Source organism: Escherichia sp. HH26CH (assembly GCF_009820205.1).
GTDB lineage: Bacteria > Pseudomonadota > Gammaproteobacteria > Enterobacterales > Enterobacteriaceae > Escherichia > Escherichia coli_F.
Window position 1 is genome coordinate 94,712 of record NZ_VNXM01000032.1, and the last position, 23,997, is coordinate 118,708.

The following is a 23,997-nucleotide window of genomic DNA, read 5'->3' on the forward strand; positions in this document are numbered from 1 at the left end:
CCGGGCGCATTGCGCTTACCCGGCTTACAGAACAAAAAGATTAAAACGTGGTGGGCGTATGGGCGCTGATAATTCGGCAAATACCTGCCGACGTATTACTGAAACTGTGCGGGATGCCGGTATTAATGGCATAACTTTGCCCCGCGACGAGGTGGTAATCCTGACCATTAATCGTCAGAACAATTTCACCTTCCAGTACAGTGCCTATTTCCTCACCCTGATGCTTAATTCTTTCCCCAGTGGTTGTGCCCGGCTGGTAAGTTTCAAAGATCATCGCCAGCGTGCGATTCGGGTTACCGTTATGCACCAGCTTCATCGACACACCCTGACTACCCATTTCAATTAAGTCATCCTGATTAATGACGACCTGCGGTTCATCAGGTTTTTCCGGCTCGGAAAAGAATTCCGAGAGTGACAGACCATACACCTTCAGCAGCTTTTGTAGCGTACTGATGGCAGGGCTGACTTTATCCTGTTCTATCGTACTGATAGCACTGTGAGTCAGCCCGGAGAGTTCGGCGGCACGACGTTGTGAAAGCCCCTGCTGCTGGCGGATTTCCGACAAGCGTTTTCCTGGCGCCAGTCCCTCATCACTCATATTTGCATTTCCTTAAACTGTAGTGGTCAGAGTCGCTGTTTTTCAGCGATATGGTGCTGACAAGCGGTGATAAAGCCCTCGAACAATATACGCGAAAGCGCGTACTCGCTACTGTTCCATTCCGGGTGCCACTGTACGCCCAGCGCAAAAGGATGATTGATGACGCTAACCGCCTCAACTAAGCCATCCGGCGAGCGAGCTTCAACACGCAACCGTGGGCTAACGACCTTCGCCCCTTGTCCATGCAGAGAGTTTACCCAAAAGTTGCTACATTCAGGTAACAGTGCAGACAGCAATCCCCCCTCTTCAACCTGAACTTCATGCGACGGTGCATATTGCTGTTCCACCGGCAGTTCGGGATCTTCCCGATGTTCCAGCAATTCAGGCTGTTCGCACAGCTTGCGATGCAACGAACCACCGGTTGCCACCACCAGTTCCTGTAAACCCCGGCAGATGGCGAAAATGGGGATGCGCCTTTCGAGTGCGGCATTAATTAACGCCATGCTCAGAAGATCACGCCCGGGATCGGCGTCAGGCTCATCGCCGTTTTCACCATATAGGTGCGGCTGCACATTGCTGGGACTACCAGGAAGATAAATACCATCGAGTTTCGGCAAAAGTTGTTCAAGTAATGACGGTTCCGCCAGCGCATGTGGCAGCGCAATTGGCAAGCCGCCTGCGTGGATGATGGCATTCAGGTACTTTTCTTGCAGAGTCTGGGTCGCATGACCCTTAAGCCTGTTCCTGCACATTACGACACCGATAACCGGATTGTTCATTATATTTTCCATGCTCAATCTCACAAAGTGGACTAAATTATCGCCATTACTGCGCTTTAAATGACCTTTATGTTCAATATTTTTTCAATCTAGCAGCGGGTTTTCATTTTTGCAAACTCAATTTAACATTTGACAAACATTTAGTTTGCATACAGATTCGAATGGTGGTCATTATATTTTACGCTTTGATAACGAGCGGAAAACAAACCAAAGGCGAAGAATCATGGAAACCAATATCGTTGAAGTAGAGAACTTTGTTCAGCAGTCAGAAGAGAGGCGGGGTAGCGCCTTTACGCAGGAAGTGAAACGCTACCTGGAGCGCTACCCGAATACGCAATATGTTGATGTTTTACTTACCGATCTGAATGGTTGTTTTCGTGGGAAACGTATTCCTGTTTCAAGCCTGAAGAAGCTCGAGAAAGGGTGTTATTTCCCGGCCTCGGTGTTTGCAATGGATATTCTGGGCAACGTAGTAGAAGAAGCGGGCCTGGGTCAGGAAATGGGCGAGCCGGATCGTACCTGTGTTCCTGTTCTCGGTTCCTTAACCCCTTCTGCTGCAGATCCTGAGTTTATCGGTCAGATGCTCCTGACCATGGTCGATGAAGATGGCGCTCCCTTTGACGTTGAGCCGCGGAACGTTCTTAACCGCCTGTGGCAGCAGCTACGCCAGCGCGGATTGTTCCCGGTTGTAGCGGTAGAGCTGGAGTTCTATTTACTGGATCGCCAGCGCGACGCTGAAGGGTATCTGCAACCGCCCTGCGCGCCCGGCACCGATGACCGCAATACACAAAGTCAGGTTTACTCCGTTGATAACCTCAACCACTTCGCCGACGTGCTCAATGATATTGATGAGCTGGCGCAGTTACAGCTGATTCCGGCAGATGGCGCGGTCGCCGAGGCCTCGCCAGGTCAGTTTGAAATCAATCTTTACCATACCGATAACGTGCTGGAAGCTTGCGATGATGCGCTGGCACTAAAACGCCTGGTGCGTCTGATGGCAGAAAAGCATAAGATGCACGCCACTTTTATGGCGAAGCCGTATGAAGAGCACGCGGGCAGCGGGATGCATATCCATATCAGTATGCAAAATAATCGTGGCGAGAACGTGCTTTCTGACGCGGAAGGCGAAGATTCGCCGCTGCTGAAAAAGATGCTCGCCGGGATGATTGACCTGATGCCGTCATCAATGGCGTTGCTGGCACCAAACGTGAACTCGTATCGCCGCTTCCAGCCGGGGATGTATGTACCGACGCAGGCGTCGTGGGGCCATAACAACCGCACCGTCGCCCTGCGTATTCCCTGCGGCGATCGCCATAATCACCGCGTGGAATATCGCGTGGCGGGTGCCGATGCCAACCCGTATTTGGTGATGGCAGCGATTTTTGCCGGTATTTTGCATGGCCTTGATAACGAACTGCCATTACAGGAAGAAGTCGAAGGCAACGGGCTGGAACAGGAAGGCTTACCCTTCCCGATTCGCCAGAGCGATGCCCTGGGTGAGTTTATCGAGAATGATCACCTGCGCCGCTATTTAGGCGAACGCTTCTGTCATGTCTATCACGCCTGTAAAAATGATGAGCTGTTGCAGTTTGAGCGCCTCATCACAGAAACAGAAATTGAGTGGATGTTGAAAAACGCGTAATACCCCTTGCGGGGTTGTTTCAGCGGCCTGAGCGGAGCCAGGCCTGACATTTGCTGGTAATCCAGACATTTCCCGGATGTCGCGTTATGGAGCGCAGGCGGCAACGGGCTTCCGTTAACGATTAAGACTGTGACGAGGAAATGAGATGATGCCGATGATTAAATCCCCGCATGGCGAGGGAGGCTGCGTATGCGCCCCTCCTGCGACTGACTGGACTCCGCCCCCTTTGCTTCCCTTGCTAAACAGGTTTGATTTCAGGTCGACACGACCGCAAACCTTATTACGCAGGGGAGGCAGCAATTATGGCTATTAATTCACCACTGAATATTGCTGCGCAACCCGGCAAAACCCGTCTGCGAAAATCACTGAAATTGTGGCAGGTGGTGATGATGGGTCTGGCCTATCTCACGCCGATGACTGTGTTCGATACCTTTGGCATTGTTTCCGGCATTAGCGACGGTCACGTTCCGGCGTCCTATTTGCTGGCACTGGCGGGTGTGCTGTTTACCGCGATCAGCTACGGCAAACTGGTTCGCCAGTTTCCGGAGGCCGGTTCGGCCTATACCTACGCGCAAAAGTCGATTAACCCGCACGTCGGATTTATGGTCGGCTGGTCATCGCTGCTGGATTATCTCTTTTTGCCGATGATCAACGTTTTGTTGGCGAAAATCTATCTCTCCGCCCTCTTCCCGGAAGTGCCGCCGTGGGTGTGGGTGGTAACCTTCGTCGCCATTTTAACCGCCGCGAATCTGAAGAGCGTCAACCTGGTCGCTAACTTCAATACCTTGTTTGTACTGGTGCAAATCTCCATCATGGTGGTGTTTATCTTCCTGGTGGTTCAGGGACTACATAAAGGAGAAGGCGTTGGCACCGTCTGGTCACTTCAGCCGTTTATCAGCGAGAACGCGCACCTGATCCCGATTATTACCGGGGCGACGATTGTCTGTTTCTCGTTCCTCGGTTTTGATGCGGTGACCACGCTTTCAGAAGAGACGCCGGACGCCGCACGCGTGATCCCGAAAGCCATCTTCCTGACGGCGGTGTACGGCGGCGTTATCTTTATCGCCGCGTCGTTCTTTATGCAGCTGTTCTTCCCGGATATCAGCCGCTTTAAAGATCCGGACGCCGCACTGCCGGAAATCGCACTGTACGTTGGCGGCAAGTTGTTCCAGTCGATTTTCCTCTGCACGACGTTTGTGAACACGTTAGCGTCTGGCCTGGCGTCACATGCCAGCGTGTCGTGCTGTATGTGATGGGGCGCGACAATGTGTTTCCGGAACGCGTGTTTGGCTATGTGCACCCGAAATGGCGGACTCCGGCACTGAATGTCATTATGGTCGGGATTGTCGCGTTGTCAGCGCTGTTCTTTGATTTAGTCACCGCGACAGCATTGATTAACTTCGGTGCTCTGGTGGCGTTTACCTTCGTTAACCTGTCGGTGTTTAATCATTTCTGGCGGCGTAAAGGAATGAATAAAAGCTGGAAGGATCACTTCCACTATTTGCTGATGCCGCTGGTTGGCGCGCTGACGGTGGGTGTGCTGTGGGTTAACCTCGAGTCAACGTCACTGACACTCGGTCTGGTATGGGCTTCATTAGGCGGCGCATATTTGTGGTATTTGATCCGCCGCTATCGCAAAGTGCCGTTGTATGATGGTGACAGAACGCCGGTGAGCGAAACGTAATAGTCGGATGCGCGGCGCATTATCCTGCCTGAGGGTAATGCGCCGCGCCATTAACTATAAAAAGATGTATGACCCGGATCACGAGTGCTATCATCCGCCCTTATGCTTAGCGCATTAACCCCAGGGGCAAATAATGAACCACGATATCCCGCTAAAATATTTTGATATTGCCGATGAGTACGCGACCGAATGCGCAGAGCCTGTCGCAGACGCTGAACGCACACCGCTGGCCCACTACTTCCAGTTACTGCTCACCCGTTTGATGAACAATGAAGAGATCAGCGAAGAAGCCCAACATGAAATGGCTGCTGAAGCGGGGATTAATCCCGTACGCATTGATGAGATCGCAGAGTTTTTGAATCAATGGGGTAATGAGTAATTATTTCATTGCAGACGCTCGGTCAGTATCGTTGCCCGGATAAAGCGTTCACGCCGCATCCGGCTAAAAATGACACGCACTGCAGCGTGCTTTAATGGGTTTCTCACGATCGTACCGCTCTGCTCCTCGCTAAGTTGTTCTGTGAGTTATAGTTATAGAGAAATCACGGGTACGAATGTTGAACAGATGGCGACGTCACCTGTTCAACGACCAACCACACGGCCCTCATTACGACCCCTGAACACAAACGGTAATGGCAAATGTCATTAAATATTAGTAAGATAGCCTCTTTACATAAAATCTCTTAATATTATGCGCCAGGTATTATCGTCTCTTTTGGTGATTGCTGGACTTGTGAGTGGTCAGGCAATCGCCGCGCCTGAATCCCCCCCGCATGCTGATATCCGCGACAGCGGTTTTGTCTATTGCGTTAGCGGGCAAGTCAACACCTTTAACCCATCCAAAGCGAGCAGTGGGTTAATTGTCGATACCCTTGCCGCCCAGTTTTATGATCGACTCCTGGATGTCGATCCCTATACCTATCGCCTGATGCCGGAACTTGCCGAAAGCTGGGAAGTTCTCGACAACGGCGCGACCTATCGCTTCCACCTGCGTCGCGATGTTCCGTTTCAAAAAACCGACTGGTTTACTCCCACTCGTAAAATGAATGCCGACGATGTGGTGTTTACCTTCCAGCGAATTTTTGACCGTAACAACCCGTGGCATAACGTCAACGGCAGCAACTTTCCCTACTTCGACAGCCTGCAATTTGCCGATAACGTTAAAAGCGTCCGCAAACTGGATAATCATACCGTTGAGTTCCGACTCGCCCAGCCAGATGCTTCTTTTTTGTGGCACCTGGCGACCCATTATGCATCGGTCATGTCGGCAGAATATGCCCAGAAGTTAGAGAAAGAAGATCGCCAGGAACAACTCGACCGTCAGCCGGTCGGCACTGGACCGTATCAGTTATCGGAATACCGCGCCGGGCAATTTATTCGCCTACAACGTCATGATGACTTCTGGCGCGGCAAACCGTTAATGCCGCAGGTGGTGGTGGATTTAGGCTCCGGCGGTACCGGACGTCTTTCGAAACTTCTGACAGGTGAATGCGACGTTCTGGCCTGGCCTGCTGCCAGTCAGCTATCCATTTTGCGTGACGACCCACGCTTGCGTTTAACGCTGCGCCCGGGGATGAATGTCGCCTATCTGGCATTTAACACTGCTAAACCGCCGCTAAATAATCCCGCTGTCCGCCATGCGCTGGCACTGGCGATCAATAACCAGCGTCTGATGCAATCCATCTATTATGGTACGGCTGAAACGGCAGCCTCTATTTTACCGCGCGCCTCGTGGGCCTATGACAACGAGGCTAAAATTACTGAATACAATCCGGCGAAATCGCGCGAACAGTTGAAGGCGTTGGGGCTGGAAAACTTAACGCTGAAACTGTGGGTGCCAACACGTTCGCAGGCGTGGAACCCCAGTCCACTGAAAACCGCCGAACTGATTCAGGCGGATATGGCGCAGGTTGGCGTAAAAGTGGTGATTGTGCCGGTAGAAGGTCGTTTTCAGGAGGCGCGGTTGATGGATATGAGCCATGATCTGACGTTATCCGGTTGGGCGACAGACAGTAACGATCCGGACAGTTTCTTTCGTCCGCTACTGAGCTGCGCAGCAATACATTCCCAGACCAACCTCGCCCACTGGTGCGATCCGAAATTCGACAGCGTGTTGCGTAAGGCGCTCTCCTCGCAGCAGCTAGCGGCGCGTATTGAAGCCTATGACGAAGCGCAAAGTATTCTGGCGCAGGAATTGCCCATTTTGCCGCTGGCGTCGTCATTGCGCTTGCAAGCCTACCGTTACGATATCAAAGGGCTGGTTCTTAGCCCGTTTGGTAACGCCTCCTTTGCTGGTGTGTATCGCGAGAAACAGGATGAGGTGAAAAAACCATGATTATCTTCACCTTACGCCGCATTTTGTTATTGATTGTCACCTTGTTCCTGCTGACGTTCGTTGGCTTTAGCTTGAGCTATTTCACCCCACATGCGCCGTTACAAGGCGCGTCACTGTGGAATGCCTGGGTGTTCTGGTTTAACGGCCTGATCCACTGGGATTTTGGTGTTTCCAGCATTAACGGTCAACCGATTGCCGAACAGTTAAAAGAGGTCTTCCCGGCGACGATGGAACTGTGCATCCTCGCCTTCGGTTTTGCGCTGATTGTTGGCATCCCCGTAGGAATGATTGCCGGGATTACGCGCCATAAGTGGCAGGATAACTTGATCAACGCCATCGCCTTACTGGGCTTTTCAATCCCGGTGTTCTGGCTGGCGCTTCTGTTGACGCTGTTTTGTTCACTCACGCTAGGTTGGTTGCCCGTTTCAGGGCGTTTCGATCTGCTCTACGAAGTGAAACCGATTACCGGTTTTGCGTTGATTGATGCCTGGCTTTCGGACTCACCGTGGCGGGATGAAATGATTATGAGCGCAATACGTCATATGGTATTGCCCGTTATCACCCTGTCGGTTGCGCCAACAACTGAAGTCATCCGACTGATGCGTATCAGCACTATCGAAGTGTATGACCAGAACTATGTGAAAGCGGCGGCGACACGCGGGTTGTCACGCTTTACTATTTTGCGTCGCCACGTTCTGCATAACGCGTTACCTCCGGTTATTCCTCGCCTGGGCTTACAGTTTTCCACCATGCTAACGCTGGCAATGATCACCGAAATGGTCTTTAGCTGGCCGGGTTTAGGGCGCTGGTTAATTAACGCCATCCGCCAGCAAGATTACGCGGCCATTTCCGCCGGAGTGATGGTGTGTGGCTCACTGGTCATTATTGTTAACGTGATTTCTGATATTTTGGGTGCCATGGCTAACCCTCTGAAACATAAGGAATGGTATGCCTTACGATAGCGTATACAGCGAAAAGCGCCCGCCGGGCACGCTGCGTACCGCCTGGCGCAAATTTTATAGTGATGCCTCTGCGATGGTCGGTCTGTACGGCTGCGCGGGACTGGCTGTACTGTGTATTTTTGGCGGCTGGTTTGCGCCTTACGGAATCGATCAGCAATTTCTCGGCTATCAATTATTGCCGCCGTCATGGTCACGCTATGGCGAAGTTTCTTTCTTCCTGGGGACTGACGACCTCGGACGCGATGTTTTAAGTCGTTTACTGAGTGGAGCTGCACCAACCGTGGGGGGGGCATTTGTGGTGACGCTTGCAGCGACAATCTGTGGCCTGATACTTGGCACCTTTGCCGGGTCGACGCACGGTCTACGCTCAGCAGTACTAAACCATATTCTGGATACCTTACTAGCGATCCCTTCTCTGCTGCTGGCAATTATCGTTGTAGCGTTTGCCGGACCGAGTTTGTCGCACGCCATGTTTGCCGTCTGGCTGGCGCTGCTGCCTCGTATGGTACGTTCGATTTACAGCATGGTGCATGATGAACTGGAAAAAGAGTATGTTATCGCCGCCCGTCTGGATGGCGCATCAACGCTGAATATTCTCTGGTTTGCGGTGATGCCAAACATCACCGCCGGGCTGGTCACCGAGATCACCCGCGCACTGTCGATGGCAATTCTCGATATCGCTGCGCTGGGCTTTCTCGATCTCGGCGCACAACTCCCCTCGCCTGAATGGGGAGCGATGCTCGGTGATGCGCTGGAACTGATTTATGTCGCCCCGTGGACTGTCATGCTGCCAGGTGCGGCAATTATGATTAGCGTGCTGTTGGTTAACCTCCTTGGCGACGGTGTTCGTCGTGCAATTATTGCGGGGGTGGAATAATGCCATTACTCGATATTCGTAACCTGACCATTGAATTTAAAACCGGTGATGAGTGGGTTAAAGCCGTCGACCGCGTAAGTATGACCTTAACCGAAGGTGAGATCCGCGGTCTTGTTGGCGAATCCGGTTCCGGCAAAAGTTTGATTGCGAAAGCGATTTGTGGGGTGAATAAAGATAACTGGCGTGTTACTGCTGACCGTATGCGTTTTGATGATATCGATTTGCTGCGTCTCTCCGCACGCGAACGGCGCAAGCTGGTTGGTCACAACGTGTCGATGATTTTCCAGGAACCACAGTCGTGTCTTGACCCTTCAGAACGTGTGGGTCGCCAGTTGATGCAAAACATCCCTGCCTGGACCTATAAAGGCCGTTGGTGGCAGCGTTTTGGCTGGCGCAAACGCCGTGCCATTGAACTGCTGCACCGCGTGGGGATTAAAGATCACAAAGATGCGATGCGCAGTTTTCCCTATGAGTTGACCGAAGGTGAATGTCAGAAAGTGATGATAGCCATTGCACTGGCGAATCAACCGCGTCTGCTGATTGCTGACGAACCGACCAACTCAATGGAGCCAACAACCCAGGCGCAAATCTTTCGCCTGCTGACGCGTCTCAACCAAAACAGCAATACCACTATTTTGCTTATCAGCCATGACTTACAAATGCTTAGCCAATGGGCGGATAAAATCAACGTGCTTTATTGTGGTCAGACAGTGGAAACTGCGCCGAGTAAGGAGTTGGTAACGATGCCACATCATCCTTATACCCAGGCGCTGATCCGCGCAATACCAGACTTCGGCAGCGCGATGCCGCATAAAAGTCGCCTCAATACGCTGCCCGGCGCTATCCCACTGCTGGAACAGTTACCGATTGGGTGTCGTCTGGGGCCGCGTTGCCCGTATGCACAACGAGAATGCATTGTGACGCCACGTTTGACGGGGGCGAAAAATCATCTCTATGCCTGTCATTTCCCGCTGAACATGGAGAAAGAGTGAGATGATCGAAACGCTGCTTGAAGTGCGTAATTTAAGTAAAACGTTCCGCTACCGGACCGGCTGGTTTCGTCGTCAGACCGTAGAAGCGGTAAAACCCTTGAGCTTTACGCTACGTGAAGGCCAGACACTGGCGATCATTGGCGAGAATGGTTCTGGTAAATCCACGCTGGCAAAAATGCTGGCGGGAATGATAGAACCTACCAGCGGCGAGTTATTGATTGACGATCATCCGCTGCATTTTGGCGATTATTCCTTCCGCAGTCAGCGTATTCGCATGATTTTTCAGGATCCTTCGACCTCGTTGAATCCCCGTCAACGTATCTCGCAAATTCTGGATTTTCCACTGCGCCTGAACACCGACCTGGAACCGGAACAGCGTCGCAAACAGATTATTGAAACGATGCGTATGGTTGGGCTGCTACCGGATCACGTCAGTTACTATCCGCATATGTTAGCACCCGGGCAAAAACAGCGTCTGGGTCTGGCGCGCGCGCTGATATTGCGTCCAAAAGTGATTATTGCCGATGAAGCCCTCGCCTCACTGGATATGTCGATGCGTTCGCAGTTGATTAATCTGATGCTGGAATTACAGGAAAAACAGGGCATTTCGTATATTTATGTCACCCAGCATATTGGGATGATGAAGCACATTAGCGACCAGGTACTGGTGATGCATCAGGGCGAGGTTGTCGAGCGAGGTAGTACTGCGGATGTGCTCGCCTCTCCGCTGCACGACCTCACTAAACGACTGATTGCCGGTCATTTTGGCGAGGCATTGACGGCGGATGCGTGGCGTAAGGACCGTTAATTTTCTGAATCAAGCTTGCAGAATATTCACCTCATTCTGACAGGGAAATTCATCCTGTCAGAATGAAGGGATGGATAAAATAAAAGCAAATGCCCGCGATTTAAGACGCAACCTCACCCCGCAGGAGCGAAAGTTCTGGCGATATCTTCGCAGCCGACGTTTTGCTGATTTCAAATTTCGCCGTCAACATCCGGTGGGGAATTACATTCTCGATTTTGCCTGTTGCTCTGCACGTTTAGCGGTAGAGCTTGATGGTGGGCAACATGATTCAGCTATCGCGTATGATACCAGGCGCACGCGCTGGCTTGAGTCCCAGGGCTGGACCGTGCTGCGTTTCTGGAATAACGAGATCGATCATAATGAAGAGGCGGTTCTGGGGGAGATTCTGCAGGAACTGAGCCGCCGGTCACCCTCACCCCAACCCTCTCCCTGAAAGGGCGAGGGGGCTGTATGTGCCTGTTTGTTGCTGCGCAGGCAAATGAACAAGCGGTGCCGGGGATCATTCTGCAGGAACTGAGCCGCCTGTTACCCTCTCCCTGAAAGGGCATGGGGGCTGTATGTGCCTGTTTGTTGCTGGGGTGACAACGCGCACAATCGGTCCCCTCGCCCCTCTGGGGAGAGGGTTAGGGTGAGGGGAAAAGCGCCCACCCTGCCCGCGCCCTGCTCCGGTCAGACCTGGCAACTATAGCCACCCACAGCCAGGTTGATTATAATAACCGTTTATCTGTTCGTACTGTTTACTAAAACGACGAATCGCCTGATTTTCAGGCACAACAAGCATCAACAATAAGGATTAAAGCTATGGGTTTTCTTTCCGGTAAGCGCATTCTGGTAACCGGTGTTGCCAGCAAACTGTCCATCGCCTACGGTATCGCTCAGGCGATGCACCGCGAAGGAGCTGAACTGGCATTCACCTACCAGAACGACAAACTGAAAGGCCGCGTAGAAGAATTTGCCGCTCAATTGGGTTCTGACATCGTTCTGCAGTGCGATGTTGCCGAAGATGCCAGCATCGACACCATGTTCGCTGAACTGGGGAAAGTTTGGCCGAAATTTGACGGTTTCGTACACTCTATTGGTTTTGCACCTGGCGATCAGCTGGATGGTGACTATGTTAACGCCGTTACTCGTGAAGGCTTCAAAATTGCCCACGACATCAGCTCCTACAGCTTCGTTGCAATGGCAAAAGCTTGCCGCTCCATGCTGAATCCGGGTTCTGCCCTGCTGACCCTTTCCTACCTTGGCGCTGAGCGCGCTATCCCGAACTACAACGTTATGGGTCTGGCAAAAGCGTCTCTGGAAGCGAACGTGCGCTATATGGCGAACGCGATGGGTCCGGAAGGTGTGCGTGTTAACGCCATCTCTGCTGGTCCGATCCGTACTCTGGCGGCTTCCGGTATCAAAGATTTCCGCAAAATGCTGGCTCATTGCGAAGCCGTTACCCCGATTCGCCGTACCGTTACTATTGAAGATGTGGGTAACTCTGCGGCATTCCTGTGCTCCGATCTCTCTGCCGGTATCTCCGGTGAAGTGGTCCACGTTGACGGCGGTTTCAGCATCGCTGCAATGAACGAACTCGAACTGAAATAATCGTTCTGTTGGTCAAGATGGGCGGCGTTCTGCCGCCCGTTATCTCTGTTATACCTTTCTGATATTTGTTATCGCCGATCCGTCTTTCTCCCCTTCCCGCCTTGCGTCAGGATAACGATTTCCTTTACGACCAAGGAGCGCCCATGGAACAACGCCACATCACCGGCAAAAGCCACTGGTATCATGAAACGCAATCCAGTACTGCGGAGAATGACGTTCTGCCTCTGGTCCCGGAAGCCGCAAAGGTTCGCGATCCCTTTCTGCTCGACGTGATCCTTGATGAAGAAACGCTGGCCCCCTTCCTTTCATGGATGGTCCCGGCGCGCATTCTTGCAGCGGAGTTGTTCCCTGACCAGCTTACTGTGACCCGTTCACAGACCTTCACCGCTTATGAACGTTTGTCGACGGCCCTGACGGTTGCTCAGGTTTGCGGCGTCCAGCGGTTGTGCAACTACTATTCGGCGCGACTTACACCGCTCCCCGGACCTGATTCCTCCAGGGAAAGCAATCATCGGTTGGCACAAATCACGCAATATGCCCGCCAACTGGCCAGCTCGCCTTCTATTATCGACAACCGATCGCGCCAACATCTGAATGACGTCGGTCTTACTGCCTGGGACTGTGTGATAATCAACCAAATAATTGGTTTTATTGGCTTTCAGGCGCGGACAATTGCGACATTTCAGGCTTATCTCGGGCATTCGGTACGCTGGTTACCCGGTCTGGAGATACAAAACTACGCCGACGCGTCACTGTTTGCTGATGAATCAATACGCTGGCGAAGCAGCTATGAGGTGGAAAAACTACCTGAAGAGCACACAAAAAGTTCTAATGCAGAACTTTGCCAACTGACCGAAACACTCTCTCTCCACCCTATTTCACTTTCCCTTCTCGAAAAGTTGTTAAACAGCACACGGGTCAATACACAGCCGGATAATAAGCTTGCGGCGTTGTTATGCGCGCGTATTAATGGCAGTCCTGCTTGTTTTGCTGCCTGTATGAATTCATCAAATGAATATAAAAAAATCAGCCCCCTTCTGCGCAAGGGCGAAAATGAAATTAACCAATGGGCTGACCGTCATTCTGTTGAGCGCGCTACCGTTCAGGCGATACAATGGCTGACCCGAGCACCCGATCGCTTTAGCGCAGCCCAATTCAGTCCATTACTCGAACACGAAAAATCATCAACGCAGATTATTAATCTGCTGGTATGGAGCGGGATGTGTGGCTGGATAAATCGCTTAAAAATCGCATTGGGTGAGACATATTAACCTTGCTGCGTCAGACAGATTCGCGTAAAACTGTCAGCCGCTCTAATGGCCACCAAAATAGACAATTATGTTTCAGGACAACCCGCTGCTAGCGCAGCTTAAACAGCAACTGCATTCCCAGACGCCACGCGCTGAAGGGGTGGTAAAAGCCACAGAAAAAGGCTTTGGCTTCCTGGAAGTCGACGCGCAAAAAAGTTATTTCATTCCGCCGCCGCAGATGAAAAAAGTCATGCATGGCGACCGAATTATCGCAGTGATCCACAGTGAAAAAGATCGTGAATCCGCAGAGCCAGAAGAACTGGTTGAGCCGTTTCTGACTCGTTTCGTGGGTAAAGTCCAGGGCAAAAATGACCGTCTGGCCATCGTTCCTGATCATCCACTGTTAAAAGACGCTATTCCTTGTCGCGCAGCCCGTGGCCTGACCCACGAGTTTAAAGAAGGCGACTGGGCGGTTGCCGAAATGCGCCGTCATCCGCTGAAAGGCGATCGTTCTTTCTATGCTGAACTGACACAATACATCACTTTTGGTGACGACCACTTTGTACCGTGGTGGGTTACCCTGGCGCGCCATAACCTGGAAAAAGAAGCACCAGACGGCGTCGCTACCGAAATGCTCGATGAAGGTCTGGTTCGTGAAGATCTGACAGCGCTGGATTTTGTCACCATCGACAGTGCCAGCACAGAAGATATGGATGACGCCCTTTTCGCTAAGGCGTTGCCGGATGACAAACTTCAGCTGATTGTGGCGATTGCCGATCCAACCGCGTGGATTGCTGAAGGCAGCAAGCTGGACAAAGCCGCGAAAATTCGCGCATTCACCAACTATCTGCCTGGCTTCAACATCCCTATGCTGCCTCGCGAGCTTTCTGACGATCTCTGCTCACTGCGCGCCAATGAAGTCCGCCCGGTACTGGCATGCCGCATGACGCTCTCCGCTGATGGCACCATTGAAGATAATATCGAATTCTTTGCCGCCACCATCGAATCCAAAGCGAAGCTGGTGTATGACCAGGTCTCTGACTGGCTGGAAAATACCGGTGACTGGCAGCCTGAAAGTGAAGCAATTGCCGAACAAGTCCGTTTGTTAGCGCAAATTTGCCAACGCCGTGGCGAGTGGCGTAATAACCACGCACTGGTATTTAAAGATCGCCCGGATTACCGCTTTATTCTCGGTGAAAAAGGTGAAGTGCTGGATATCGTCGCCGAGCCTCGTCGCATTGCCAATCGTATCGTCGAAGAAGCGATGATTGCCGCTAACATTTGTGCGGCCCGCGTACTGCGCGATAAGCTCGGTTTTGGCATCTATAACGTGCATATGGGCTTTGATCCGGCGAATGCCGACGCGCTGGCGGCGTTGCTGAAAACCCACGGTCTGCATGTCGATGCCGAAGAAGTGCTCACGCTGGACGGTTTCTGCAAACTGCGTCGTGAACTGGATGCGCAACCAACTGGTTTCCTCGACAGCCGCATTCGTCGCTTCCAGTCATTTGCTGAAATTAGCACTGAACCCGGTCCTCACTTTGGCCTCGGTCTGGAAGCATACGCCACCTGGACTTCGCCAATCCGTAAATATGGCGACATGATCAACCACCGTCTGCTGAAAGCGGTTATCAAAGGCGAAACTGCGACGCGTCCGCAGGATGAAATCACTGTCCAAATGGCCGAGCGTCGCCGTCTCAACCGAATGGCAGAACGTGATGTTGGCGACTGGTTATACGCACGCTTCCTGAAAGACAAAGCCGGGACTGACACCCGTTTCGCGGCGGAAATTGTCGATATCAGCCGTGGCGGCATGCGTGTGCGTTTGGTTGATAACGGCGCTATCGCCTTTATTCCAGCACCTTTCTTACACGCTGTGCGCGATGAACTGGTTTGCAGCCAGGAAAACGGCACTGTACAAATTAAAGGTGAAACGGCTTACAAAGTGACCGACGTTATTGACGTCACCATTGCCGAAGTCCGCATGGAAACCCGCAGCATTATTGCACGCCCGGTCGCGTAATCTCCTTTCACGGCCCATTCCTCATGAATGGGCCGTTTATTTCCCCGCTCCACCTTCGCCATATCCCGGCAGATTTTTAACTGACTTTCGTTTGAAAACTGGCGTTTTTCCAAAACTGGATTACAAATAAATAGATAAAAAAAACAATGCGTTTAGCCGCCGTTAATTTCATGTAAGTCATGTTGTTCCTTTTATTTAACCGCGGACTCCGCTGTTAACCGGAGGATATGCATCATGAAAACCGTTAGGGAGTCCACAACGTTGTACAACTTTCTCGGATCGCACAATCCATACTGGCGGTTGACGGAAAGCAGCGATGTTTTGCGCTTTTCTACCACCGAAACCACAGAACCTGAACGTACGTTGCAGTTATCTGCCGAACAGGCTGCTCGCATCAGGGAAATGACGGTCATCACTTCCAGCCTGATGATGAGTCTGACCGTCGATGAAAGCGATCTTTCTGTGCATCTGGTAGGACGAAAAATCAATAAACGGGAATGGGCTGGCAACGCGTCGGCATGGCATGACACACCGGCGGTTGCTCGTGATTTATCACACGGGCTTTCCTTTGCTGAGCAGGTAGTTTCTGAAGCACATTCCGCAATAGTGATTCTCGACAGTCGGGGGAATATCCAACGCTTCAATCGGTTATGTGAAGATTACACAGGGTTGAAAGAACACGACGTCATTGGGCAAAGCGTGTTTAAACTGTTTATGAGCCGTCGTGAAGCTGCGGCATCCAGGCGCAATAACCGTGTATTTTTTCGAAGCGGCAATGCATATGAAGTCGAACTGTGGATACCAACACGTAAAGGCCAGCGGCTGTTTCTGTTTCGCAATAAATTTGTCCACAGCGGCAGTGGCAAGAACGAGATTTTTTTAATCTGTTCCGGCACCGACATTACCGAAGAGCGCCGCGCTCAGGAGCGACTGCGTATTCTGGCAAATACCGATAGTATCACCGGACTGCCGAATCGTAACGCAATGCAGGAGTTAATCGATCACGCCATTAATCAGGCAGATAACAATAAAGTTGGGGTTGTGTATCTTGATTTGGATAATTTTAAAAAGGTCAACGACGCTTATGGGCATTTGTTTGGCGACCAGCTATTACGCGAAGTGTCATTGGCCATTTTAAGCTGTCTCGAACATGATCAGGTGTTGGCGCGTCCAGGTGGCGATGAGTTTCTGGTACTGGCATCCAATACCTCACAAAGCGCGCTGGAAGCAATGGCATCACGAATTTTGACCCACTTACGACTCCCCTTCCGCATTGGTTTAATTGAAGTTTATACCAGCTGTTCAGTGGGTATTTCACTCTCTCCCGAACATGGTTCGGACAGCGCGGCTATTATTCGTCACGCCGACACAGCAATGTACACAGCGAAGGAAGGCGGACGAGGACAATTTTGCGTTTTTACCCCAGAAATGAATCAGCGGGTATTTGAATATCTCTGGCTGGATACCAACTTGCGTAAAGCACTGGAAAACGATCAGTTGGTTATTCACTATCAACCGAAAATCACCTGGCGTGGCGAAGTACGCAGTCTGGAAGCTTTAGTACGTTGGCAGTCACCTGAACGTGGGTTGATTCCACCGTTGGACTTTATTTCCTACGCCGAAGAGTCAGGGCTAATTGTGCCTTTAGGCCGTTGGGTGATTCTCGATGTCGTACGCCAGGTGGCGAAGTGGCGGGATAAAGGCATTAACCTGCGAGTGGCGGTAAACATTTCTGCACGTCAGCTCGCCGATCAAACCATTTTCACCGCCCTGAAACAGGTTCTCCAGGAACTCAATTTTGAATACTGCCCTATTGATGTTGAACTGACGGAGAGCTGCCTGATTGAGAATGATGAACTGGCACTGTCTGTTATTCAACAATTTAGCCAACTAGGTGCGCAAGTGCATCTGGACGATTTTGGTACCGGCTACTCTTCACTTTCGCAACTGGCGCGCTTTCCGATCGATGCGATTAAACTTGACCAGGTTTTTGTTCGAGATATTCACAAACAACCTGTATCGCAGTCGCTGGTCCGGGCGATCGTCGCTGTGGCCCAGGCATTGAATCTTCAGGTGATCGCTGAAGGAGTGGAGAGTAAAAAGGAAGATGCTTTTTTAACCAAGAACGGGATCAATGAGCGGCAAGGATTTTTGTTTGCCAAACCGATGCCCGCCGTCGCCTTCGAACGCTGGTATAAACGCTATCTGAAGCGCTCATAAGTAGATGAATATATATACTTAGCGATATATTCCGTCATTATATATCGTATTCCCGGATGATAATTAGCCGTTGCCGTTAAACACTTCTCTTTTAGCGGCAATTTTTGCATTATTCATTTTCCCCCTTTTGCTAAAAGGATGTCCTTGATGTCTGAATTTGATGCCCAGCGCGTTGCCGAACGTATTGATATTGTGTTAGATATCCTTGTGGCAGGCGATTACCACTCTGCGATCCATAATCTCGAGATACTTAAAGCAGAACTCTTGCGCCAGGTTGCTGAATCTACGCCAGACATCCCGAAGGCACCGTGGGAGATTTAACAATCGTGCCTTCAGGTTTTCCTATTTGAGGATGCCCGGCGCGTCAGTATTTTTTTATTAAGTATTATAACGTTATAAGAATTACAGCGATGAATTCCCGACAACAAACTATTCTACAGATGGTCATTGACCAGGGTCAGGTTAGCGTAACCGATCTGGCAAAAGCCACTGGAGTTTCTGAAGTTACCATTCGCCAGGATCTCAACACCCTCGAAAAACTGAGTTACCTCCGCCGTGCACATGGTTTTGCAGTTTCGCTTGATAGTGATGACGTCGAAACCCGTATGATGAACAACTATACGCTGAAGCGTGAACTCGCCGAGTTTGCCGCGTCACTGGTTCAACCGGGCGAAACCATCTTTATCGAAAATGGCAGCAGCAATGCCCTGCTCGCCCGGACTCTGGGCGAGCAGAAGAAAAATGTCACGATCATCACGGTCAGCAGCTACATCGCGCATTTGCTGAAAGACGCGCCTTGTGAAGTCATTTTGCTCGGTGGCGTGTACCAGAAAAAAAGCGAAAGTATGGTTGGTCCTTTGACACGCCAGTGCATCCAACAGGTGCATTTCAGCAAGGCATTTATTGGTATTGATGGCTGGCAGCCTGAAACTGGGTTTACCGGTCGCGATATGATGCGTACCGATGTGGTCAATGCCGTGCTGGAAAAAGAGTGCGAAGCGATAGTCCTGACTGACAGTTCGAAATTTGGTGCTGTACATTCATACTCCATCGGCCCCGTTGAGCGATTCAATCGCGTGATTACCGATTCGAAAATACGCGCCAGCGATCTGATGCATCTTGAGCACAGTAAACTCACCGTTCACGTCGTTGACATTTAACCATTTCCCTTCTCTACGGATGATTTGCTGTTTTGCAAATCATCCGCTCTAAGATGATTCCTGGTTGATAATTAAGACTATTTACCTGTTATTAACACTCTCAAGATATAAAATTATTATCAGCGATATAACAGGAAGTCATTATCACCTGCGTGATATAACCCTGCGCGCGAGCGGATTTCACGGAATAATTTCACCAGGCTTATTCTTAGCTATTATAGTTATAGAGAGCTTACTTCCGTGAATCATAAATTCAGGAGAGAGTATTATGTTTGTAACGAGCAAAAAAATGACCGCGGCTGTTCTGGCAATTACCCTGGCAATGTCTCTGAGTGCCTGTTCTAACTGGTCTAAACGAGACCGTAACACCGCAATTGGCGCGGGCGCAGGTGCATTAGGCGGTGCAGTACTGACCGATGGCAGTACGCTGGGTACATTAGGTGGTGCAGCCGTCGGTGGTGTTATTGGTCACCAGGTCGGTAAATAATCGTAAATAAATGTCGATTATCGACTCGCAATTATAATACGCTTGATTCTGTTCAGTACGAAATAACTGAATAATACACACAGTAAAATATTCTAAAGCCACGGATATATCCGTGGCTTTTTATGTTAACCGCCGGCGAGTTTTACCTTCATCCCTTTCGCTTCAAGCAGTGATTTTAATAAATCGCGCTTATCACCCTGGATTTCAATAATTCCATCTTTAACTGCCCCGCCGCAGCCGCATTTTTTCTTCAGTTCCGCTGCCAGTTTTGTCAGTTCGGCATCATCGAGATCGACACCGGTAATCAAGCAAACGCCCTTACCTTTACGTCCACTGGTCTGACGCTGAATACGCACCACACCGTCGCCTTTAGGGCGTACAGGGGCCGCTTTTGGCTCATCAATACGTCCGGTTTCCGTTGAGTAGACCAGACGGCTGTTGGAATCACTCATCATGCACTCCGCTGTAAAGAGGCGTTGATCGCTTTCAGCGTTTGCGCTGGATCTACCGATTGCGTTACCGGGCGACCAATCACCATATAATCAACACCAGCCGCCAACGCCTGTTCTGGCGTCATAATGCGGCGCTGGTCACCAGCTTCACTCCCCTGCGGACGAATGCCCGGCGTAACCAGTTTGAACTCCTGACCGAATACCTGTTTAAAGCGCACAGCTTCCTGAGCAGAACACACCACACCATCAAGGCCACATTTTTGCGTCAGTGCCGCCAGACGTTCTGCATAATCTGCAGGTGACAGCGTCACGCCAAGATCGGCCAGGTCGCTGGCTTCCATGCTGGTCAACACCGTCACAGCAATCAAAAGCGGTGCATCTTTGCCAAACGGGACGAGTGCCTCACGCGCTGCGGTCATCATACGCGCCCCACCGGAGGCGTGAACATTCACCATCCACACGCCTAAGTCAGCTGCAGCAGCGACAGCGTGCGCTGCAGTGTTGGGAATATCGTGAAATTTCAGGTCGAGGAAGATATCAAAACCACGCTGTTGAAGTTCGCGTACAAATTGAGGTCCAAACAGCGTAAACATCTCTTTGCCGACTTTCAGACGACAATCGCGTGGGTCGATCTTGTCGACAAAGGCCAGCGCGGCATCACGATTATGATAATCAAGGGCAACAACCACAGGAGAATTCGTAACAGCGCGGGAAGAAGATGAAGCAGTTAACGTCATGACCAGACCTTCTTGATGATGGGCACCGGAAGTGGCGCGAAACAGGTAAACGGCGAGCATTCTACCCGTGGAAATAAAAAATTAACAGTTGCGATTTCTCCCCTGGCAGGCTTTTCTGCGCCCGAGTTACCGGAGCACAATGGAACATCAATAATTAGTATGTTGTAACTAAAGTCGGATTTTTTTAAAAATTACAGGCCATCAAGACCGCGAATCGGTTTAATGGTTGACCAGGCCCGACAAGATGGACAATGCCAGTAGAGGGTGTATGCGGTAAAACCACATTTCTGGCAGCGATAACGAGGCTTACTACGCACCTTCTCGCCAACCATGTCACGCAGCACCATCAGACTCTCTTTAGCACGCCCTTCTTCCGCTTCATTTAAGTGGTAATCCATTAGCTTATGGAACACACGCATGGTCGGATGACGCTGAAGCTGACGCGTAATATAGACCTGTGCGGCCTCACTACCGTCGCGCGCTTCGATGATGTCCGCAAGCATTAGTTCAGCATCGGCACCGGTGTTCTCTTCCACCGCGCGCTGCAGGAACTCTGCCCATTCGGCAGTTTTACCCAACTGCTGGTAGCAGGTTTGCAGCATTTCCAGCGTTTCGCTGACCAGTTCTCTGTCCTGGGATATCACGCGTTGCAAACTTTCGACGGCTTTGGCGTATTCTCCTTTCGCCATAAATACGCGTCCCATCATGATGGATACGCGGGCGCTGTTTTTATCTGCCGCCGCACCTTTTTTTAACAAGGCCATGGCACGATCGAGATCGTCGCTGGCCATATGCTGTAGGGCTAACTCGCAGTAGAAATGAGCAATTTCGACGCGCTGCTTATCTTTACCCAGCTTCACCAGGCGTTCGGCAACATCAATTGCTTTCTGCCACTCGCTGGTAGCCTGGTAGATTTGTAGCAACTGTTGCAGCGCGCCAATGCGGAAGTCAGTTTCATCGGTCAGTTGATTGAACATGTCTTCCGCGCGGTCGTATAACCCGGCGGCCATGTAATCACGCCCCAGTTGTTGAATCGCCAACAGACGCTGTTCATAGGTCAGCGAGGCGCTTTCCATTAGGGTCTGATGGATGCGAATAGCGCGATCAACTTCGCCACGCGAACGGAACAGGTTTCCGAGCGTAAGGTGGGCTTCAACGGTACCCGTATCCTCTTTAAGCATATCGAGAAACAGGTCTACCGCTTTATCCTGTTGATTACTAAGCAGAAAGTTAACCCCCGCTACGTAATCACGCGACAAGCGGTTGGCTTCATCTTGCTTGTTTTGTTGCGCACTTCTGCGGCCCATATACCAGCCATAGGCAGCGGCTACAGGCAAAAGCAGAAACAACAACTCCAGCATAGAAAGTTATTCCTTCGCCGCTGACGAATGCGGCGCTACAGCCACGTCAGTCGCGGGTGAAAGCTGGTTTTCCAGTCGCTTTATTTTACGTTCAGCGCGCGCCAGGGAAACACGAACTCGCAGCCAGAACAGGCCGCAAATCAGCCAACCGATAGCAAACCCCGCAGCAAACAATACCGCCAGCAATGTGGAAATACGGTACTCCCCTTGCGCTAACAGATAATTAAACGTCACCTGTTGATCGTTCTGCGCACCCAACGTGACCGAAATCACGAAGATCGCTAACACCAGTAAGAAAATGAGTAAATATTTCACATTACTTCCCGTTATGTGGTTAGAGCGAATAAATTATGGTCAACTTACCGCAATAGCCCTTTAAAGTACCATTTTCGCGCCGTCTGCGAAATGGCAACCACGCGCATTGTTGATGATTTAAGGGCTAAATTCGGAAAATCAACCAGCGTTAACTTTCTTGTTCTCGTTGCGCAATTTCGCGATTTTCTTCCGCAGGTGGTGTTAATGGCCCACAAATTCGTTGTGCAAGCCACGTTGCCACCGCCACCAGCGCCCACGAAATCAACGTAGCTACCACCAGATCGCGCGGCCAATGCATCCCGAGTAGCAGGCGGCTTCCCATGACTCCTGTTGCCCAGACCAGCAAGATAGCAATGGTTAACGTTCGCCGACGCGGCCACAGCAACCCAACGGCCAACAGCGCCCAACTGGCAGCAAACATCGTGTGACCGGAAGGAAAGGCAAACCCCGTCTCTTTCTGCCAGTGTGAACGCAAATATTGTGGGATATTATTCTCTTCAGCCAACTGTTCTTTCACTAAATTTCCGCGTTCTGCTCGCTTTAAAGTGTAGAACTCATCAACCGGAATATGATGTGTTTTTTCCAGCCAGATTACAAAAGGTCGTGGTTCCTGGACTTTGTCTTTGATCCAGGATTTAACGCCTTGTCCCACAAGGATTGCCGCCGCCAGAATGGCAAATAACATAATGGCAGCCTTAATGCGAAAACGCAGACACCAGAGAAACCAGCCGAATAAAATCAAATGTGTAATGACGCCCCAGGGCTGAGTGACAGTTTCAGTAACCCAAAAAGCCGCTTTTAGTAGCCAACTTTGTTCTCCAGGTTGCCAACGCCAGCCAGAAATCCATACGGCTACCGGCATAACAAGCAATAGTGCAGCTCCCACTGCGGTACGTCTGGCAATCGAACGCATGGCATCTCCTTTTTGATAAGTCCCACAATCATAACTGAAAATGCCAGTTCCGGGAAAAATTGACAGATTTGTGCCATTCCGTGAACGATCGACGCGTCGTGATTAGGTGAACCCCTTCTCGTTATGGCAAAATAAGCCAATACAGAACCAGCATTATCTGGAGAATTTCATGCAGCTTAAACGTGTGGCAGAAGCCAAACTGCCAACCCCATGGGGCGATTTCCTGATGGTGGGATTTGAAGAACTGGCAACCGGACACGATCATGTCGCGCTAGTCTATGGCGATATTTCCGGGCATACCCCGGTACTTGCGCGCGTCCATTCCGAATGTCTGACCGGTGACGCCCTGTTCAGCTTGCGCTGCGATTGTGGCTTCCAGCTCGAAGCGGCACTGACGCAAATTGCCGAAGAAGGCCGTGGTATTTTGCTGTATCACCGTCAGGAAGGTCGTAACATTGGTCTGCTGAATAAAATCCGCGCTTATGCACTGCAGGATCAAGGTTACGATACTGTAGAGGCTAACCACCAGTTAGGCTTCGCCGCTGATGAGCGCGACTTCACTCTTTGCGCTGATATGTTCAAACTCCTTGGCGTCAATGAAGTCCGCTTGTTAACCAACAACCCGAAAAAAGTCGAAATTCTGACCGAAGCAGGGATTAATATTGTTGAACGCGTACCGTTGATTGTAGGTCGTAACCCCAATAACGAACATTATCTCGATACCAAAGCCGAGAAAATGGGTCATTTGCTGAACAAATAACCCTCTTGCATTGTGTAATTCATTTGCTTGCCGGAAGCAAAATAACCGGCAA

Annotated in this window: 26 protein-coding genes and 1 pseudogene; 18 read left to right on the forward strand and 9 right to left on the reverse strand. The window is 50.9% G+C overall.

What is annotated here, in order from left to right; all coding sequences use genetic code 11:
- Positions 1–40: 40 nt before the first annotated feature.
- On the reverse strand, positions 41–598 hold the full coding sequence (gene puuR, locus FQ015_RS10995) for an HTH-type transcriptional regulator PuuR (RefSeq protein WP_001278727.1): 558 nt from the start codon (positions 596–598) through the stop codon (positions 41–43).
- A 26-nt stretch (positions 599–624) separates the two neighbouring features.
- Positions 625–1,389 (reverse strand): gamma-glutamyl-gamma-aminobutyrate hydrolase, encoded by a 765-nt coding sequence (gene puuD / locus FQ015_RS11000; RefSeq protein ID WP_001307158.1) that lies wholly within the window; start codon positions 1,387–1,389, stop codon positions 625–627.
- A gap of 211 nt (positions 1,390–1,600) precedes the next feature.
- On the opposite strand from puuD, the gene puuA reads away from it, so the two are divergent.
- The 13 genes and pseudogenes from puuA (at position 1,601) to FQ015_RS11065 (ending at position 15,540) form a co-directional block, all read left to right on the forward strand.
- A complete protein-coding gene (gene puuA, locus FQ015_RS11005; RefSeq protein ID WP_001296746.1) occupies positions 1,601–3,019 on the forward strand; it encodes a glutamate-putrescine ligase in 1,419 nt (472 codons plus the stop codon).
- Positions 3,020–3,167: 148 nt separating this feature from the next.
- Positions 3,168–3,332, forward strand: coding sequence for a YmjE family protein (locus FQ015_RS11010; protein ID WP_120795382.1), 165 nt, complete (start codon positions 3,168–3,170; stop codon positions 3,330–3,332).
- A pseudogene (puuP, locus tag FQ015_RS11015) lies at positions 3,322–4,703 on the forward strand (putrescine/proton symporter PuuP). Before FQ015_RS11010 ends, puuP begins: the two are co-directional and overlap by 11 nt.
- 133 nt (positions 4,704–4,836) lie before the next feature.
- A complete protein-coding gene (locus tag FQ015_RS11020) occupies positions 4,837–5,082 on the forward strand; it encodes a YmjA family protein (protein ID WP_001015099.1) in 246 nt (81 codons plus the stop codon).
- Between the two features lie 312 nt (positions 5,083–5,394).
- Complete coding sequence (gene sapA / locus FQ015_RS11025; protein ID WP_032184026.1) at positions 5,395–7,038, forward strand: ABC transporter substrate-binding protein SapA; 1,644 nt, start codon at positions 5,395–5,397, stop codon at positions 7,036–7,038.
- On the forward strand, positions 7,035–8,000 hold the full coding sequence (sapB, locus tag FQ015_RS11030; RefSeq protein WP_105267380.1) for a putrescine export ABC transporter permease SapB: 966 nt from the start codon (positions 7,035–7,037) through the stop codon (positions 7,998–8,000). Before sapA ends, sapB begins: the two co-directional genes overlap by 4 nt.
- Positions 7,987–8,877, forward strand: coding sequence for a putrescine export ABC transporter permease SapC (sapC, locus tag FQ015_RS11035; RefSeq protein WP_160524057.1), 891 nt, complete (start codon positions 7,987–7,989; stop codon positions 8,875–8,877). The genes sapB and sapC overlap by 14 nt, the downstream gene beginning before the upstream one ends.
- Entirely contained in the window at positions 8,877–9,869 is a 993-nt protein-coding gene (sapD, locus tag FQ015_RS11040; RefSeq protein WP_001128858.1) for a peptide ABC transporter ATP-binding protein SapD, read from the forward strand. Before sapC ends, sapD begins: the two co-directional genes overlap by 1 nt.
- Before the next feature lies 1 nt (position 9,870).
- The gene (gene sapF / locus FQ015_RS11045) at positions 9,871–10,677 is read left to right on the forward strand and encodes a peptide ABC transporter ATP-binding protein SapF (RefSeq protein WP_000573406.1); all 807 of its coding nucleotides are present in this window, start codon (positions 9,871–9,873) and stop codon (positions 10,675–10,677) included.
- A gap of 70 nt (positions 10,678–10,747) precedes the next feature.
- Entirely contained in the window at positions 10,748–11,110 is a 363-nt protein-coding gene (locus FQ015_RS11050) for a DUF559 domain-containing protein (RefSeq protein ID WP_000357889.1), read from the forward strand.
- A gap of 368 nt (positions 11,111–11,478) precedes the next feature.
- Positions 11,479–12,267, forward strand: coding sequence for an enoyl-ACP reductase FabI (gene fabI, locus FQ015_RS11055; RefSeq protein WP_000506490.1), 789 nt, complete (start codon positions 11,479–11,481; stop codon positions 12,265–12,267).
- Between the two features lie 143 nt (positions 12,268–12,410).
- Positions 12,411–13,538, forward strand: coding sequence for a carboxymuconolactone decarboxylase family protein (locus FQ015_RS11060; RefSeq protein WP_032302932.1), 1,128 nt, complete (start codon positions 12,411–12,413; stop codon positions 13,536–13,538).
- A gap of 67 nt (positions 13,539–13,605) precedes the next feature.
- A complete protein-coding gene (locus FQ015_RS11065; RefSeq protein ID WP_000484961.1) occupies positions 13,606–15,540 on the forward strand; it encodes an exoribonuclease II in 1,935 nt (644 codons plus the stop codon).
- 76 nt (positions 15,541–15,616) lie between these two features.
- Here FQ015_RS11065 and FQ015_RS11070 read toward each other — a convergent pair whose 3' ends face one another.
- Positions 15,617–15,721: a hypothetical protein gene (locus FQ015_RS11070; protein ID WP_000221855.1), complete on the reverse strand. Its 105-nt coding sequence runs from the start codon at positions 15,719–15,721 to the stop codon at positions 15,617–15,619.
- 53 nt (positions 15,722–15,774) lie between these two features.
- On the opposite strand from FQ015_RS11070, the gene pdeR reads away from it, so the two are divergent.
- Positions 15,775–17,760 (forward strand): cyclic di-GMP phosphodiesterase, encoded by a 1,986-nt coding sequence (gene pdeR / locus FQ015_RS11075; RefSeq protein WP_160524058.1) that lies wholly within the window; start codon positions 15,775–15,777, stop codon positions 17,758–17,760.
- Here the strand turns inward: pdeR and ymiD are convergent.
- On the reverse strand, positions 17,742–17,870 hold the full coding sequence (ymiD, locus tag FQ015_RS24190; protein ID WP_213054491.1) for a protein YmiD: 129 nt from the start codon (positions 17,868–17,870) through the stop codon (positions 17,742–17,744). The genes pdeR and ymiD overlap by 19 nt on opposite strands.
- Before the next feature lie 37 nt (positions 17,871–17,907).
- Between ymiD and FQ015_RS11080 the strand changes: the two genes are divergently transcribed.
- The 3 genes from FQ015_RS11080 (at position 17,908) to osmB (ending at position 19,407) form a co-directional block, all read left to right on the forward strand.
- Positions 17,908–18,081: a YciZ family protein gene (locus tag FQ015_RS11080; protein WP_001288368.1), complete on the forward strand. Its 174-nt coding sequence runs from the start codon at positions 17,908–17,910 to the stop codon at positions 18,079–18,081.
- A gap of 89 nt (positions 18,082–18,170) precedes the next feature.
- Entirely contained in the window at positions 18,171–18,920 is a 750-nt protein-coding gene (gene yciT / locus FQ015_RS11085; protein WP_001088604.1) for a DNA-binding transcriptional regulator YciT, read from the forward strand.
- 268 nt (positions 18,921–19,188) lie between these two features.
- A complete protein-coding gene (gene osmB, locus FQ015_RS11090) occupies positions 19,189–19,407 on the forward strand; it encodes an osmotically-inducible lipoprotein OsmB (RefSeq protein WP_000498253.1) in 219 nt (72 codons plus the stop codon).
- A gap of 125 nt (positions 19,408–19,532) precedes the next feature.
- Here osmB and yciH read toward each other — a convergent pair whose 3' ends face one another.
- The 5 genes from yciH to pgpB all read right to left on the reverse strand — a co-directional run bounded on the left by yciH (position 19,533) and on the right by pgpB (position 23,185).
- Positions 19,533–19,859, reverse strand: a complete 327-nt coding sequence (gene yciH, locus FQ015_RS11095; RefSeq protein ID WP_001353236.1) for a stress response translation initiation inhibitor YciH — start codon at positions 19,857–19,859, stop codon at positions 19,533–19,535.
- Entirely contained in the window at positions 19,859–20,596 is a 738-nt protein-coding gene (gene pyrF / locus FQ015_RS11100; RefSeq protein ID WP_000176265.1) for an orotidine-5'-phosphate decarboxylase, read from the reverse strand. The genes yciH and pyrF overlap by 1 nt, the downstream gene beginning before the upstream one ends.
- A gap of 191 nt (positions 20,597–20,787) precedes the next feature.
- Complete coding sequence (lapB, locus tag FQ015_RS11105) at positions 20,788–21,957, reverse strand: lipopolysaccharide assembly protein LapB (protein ID WP_000891338.1); 1,170 nt, start codon at positions 21,955–21,957, stop codon at positions 20,788–20,790.
- Between the two features lie 6 nt (positions 21,958–21,963).
- Entirely contained in the window at positions 21,964–22,272 is a 309-nt protein-coding gene (lapA, locus tag FQ015_RS11110) for a lipopolysaccharide assembly protein LapA (protein ID WP_000876284.1), read from the reverse strand.
- A 148-nt stretch (positions 22,273–22,420) separates the two neighbouring features.
- On the reverse strand, positions 22,421–23,185 hold the full coding sequence (gene pgpB, locus FQ015_RS11115) for a phosphatidylglycerophosphatase B (RefSeq protein ID WP_001256551.1): 765 nt from the start codon (positions 23,183–23,185) through the stop codon (positions 22,421–22,423).
- Positions 23,186–23,354: 169 nt separating this feature from the next.
- On the opposite strand from pgpB, the gene ribA reads away from it, so the two are divergent.
- Entirely contained in the window at positions 23,355–23,945 is a 591-nt protein-coding gene (gene ribA, locus FQ015_RS11120) for a GTP cyclohydrolase II (RefSeq protein ID WP_001176295.1), read from the forward strand.
- Positions 23,946–23,997 lie beyond the last annotated feature (52 nt).

Coding starts and splice junctions, on each gene's coding strand:
- puuR (WP_001278727.1), bottom strand. CDS start 598: ATGAGTGATGAGGGACTGGCGCCAGGAAAACGCTTGTCGGAAATCCGC.
- puuD (WP_001307158.1), bottom strand. CDS start 1,389: ATGGAAAATATAATGAACAATCCGGTTATCGGTGTCGTAATGTGCAGG.
- puuA (WP_001296746.1), top strand. CDS start 1,601: ATGGAAACCAATATCGTTGAAGTAGAGAACTTTGTTCAGCAGTCAGAA.
- FQ015_RS11010 (WP_120795382.1), top strand. CDS start 3,168: ATGCCGATGATTAAATCCCCGCATGGCGAGGGAGGCTGCGTATGCGCC.
- FQ015_RS11020 (WP_001015099.1), top strand. CDS start 4,837: ATGAACCACGATATCCCGCTAAAATATTTTGATATTGCCGATGAGTAC.
- sapA (WP_032184026.1), top strand. CDS start 5,395: ATGCGCCAGGTATTATCGTCTCTTTTGGTGATTGCTGGACTTGTGAGT.
- sapB (WP_105267380.1), top strand. CDS start 7,035: ATGATTATCTTCACCTTACGCCGCATTTTGTTATTGATTGTCACCTTG.
- sapC (WP_160524057.1), top strand. CDS start 7,987: ATGCCTTACGATAGCGTATACAGCGAAAAGCGCCCGCCGGGCACGCTG.
- sapD (WP_001128858.1), top strand. CDS start 8,877: ATGCCATTACTCGATATTCGTAACCTGACCATTGAATTTAAAACCGGT.
- sapF (WP_000573406.1), top strand. CDS start 9,871: ATGATCGAAACGCTGCTTGAAGTGCGTAATTTAAGTAAAACGTTCCGC.
- FQ015_RS11050 (WP_000357889.1), top strand. CDS start 10,748: ATGGATAAAATAAAAGCAAATGCCCGCGATTTAAGACGCAACCTCACC.
- fabI (WP_000506490.1), top strand. CDS start 11,479: ATGGGTTTTCTTTCCGGTAAGCGCATTCTGGTAACCGGTGTTGCCAGC.
- FQ015_RS11060 (WP_032302932.1), top strand. CDS start 12,411: ATGGAACAACGCCACATCACCGGCAAAAGCCACTGGTATCATGAAACG.
- FQ015_RS11065 (WP_000484961.1), top strand. CDS start 13,606: ATGTTTCAGGACAACCCGCTGCTAGCGCAGCTTAAACAGCAACTGCAT.
- FQ015_RS11070 (WP_000221855.1), bottom strand. CDS start 15,721: ATGACTTACATGAAATTAACGGCGGCTAAACGCATTGTTTTTTTTATC.
- pdeR (WP_160524058.1), top strand. CDS start 15,775: ATGAAAACCGTTAGGGAGTCCACAACGTTGTACAACTTTCTCGGATCG.
- ymiD (WP_213054491.1), bottom strand. CDS start 17,870: ATGCAAAAATTGCCGCTAAAAGAGAAGTGTTTAACGGCAACGGCTAAT.
- FQ015_RS11080 (WP_001288368.1), top strand. CDS start 17,908: ATGTCTGAATTTGATGCCCAGCGCGTTGCCGAACGTATTGATATTGTG.
- yciT (WP_001088604.1), top strand. CDS start 18,171: ATGAATTCCCGACAACAAACTATTCTACAGATGGTCATTGACCAGGGT.
- osmB (WP_000498253.1), top strand. CDS start 19,189: ATGTTTGTAACGAGCAAAAAAATGACCGCGGCTGTTCTGGCAATTACC.
- yciH (WP_001353236.1), bottom strand. CDS start 19,859: ATGAGTGATTCCAACAGCCGTCTGGTCTACTCAACGGAAACCGGACGT.
- pyrF (WP_000176265.1), bottom strand. CDS start 20,596: ATGACGTTAACTGCTTCATCTTCTTCCCGCGCTGTTACGAATTCTCCT.
- lapB (WP_000891338.1), bottom strand. CDS start 21,957: ATGCTGGAGTTGTTGTTTCTGCTTTTGCCTGTAGCCGCTGCCTATGGC.
- pgpB (WP_001256551.1), bottom strand. CDS start 23,185: ATGCGTTCGATTGCCAGACGTACCGCAGTGGGAGCTGCACTATTGCTT.
- ribA (WP_001176295.1), top strand. CDS start 23,355: ATGCAGCTTAAACGTGTGGCAGAAGCCAAACTGCCAACCCCATGGGGC.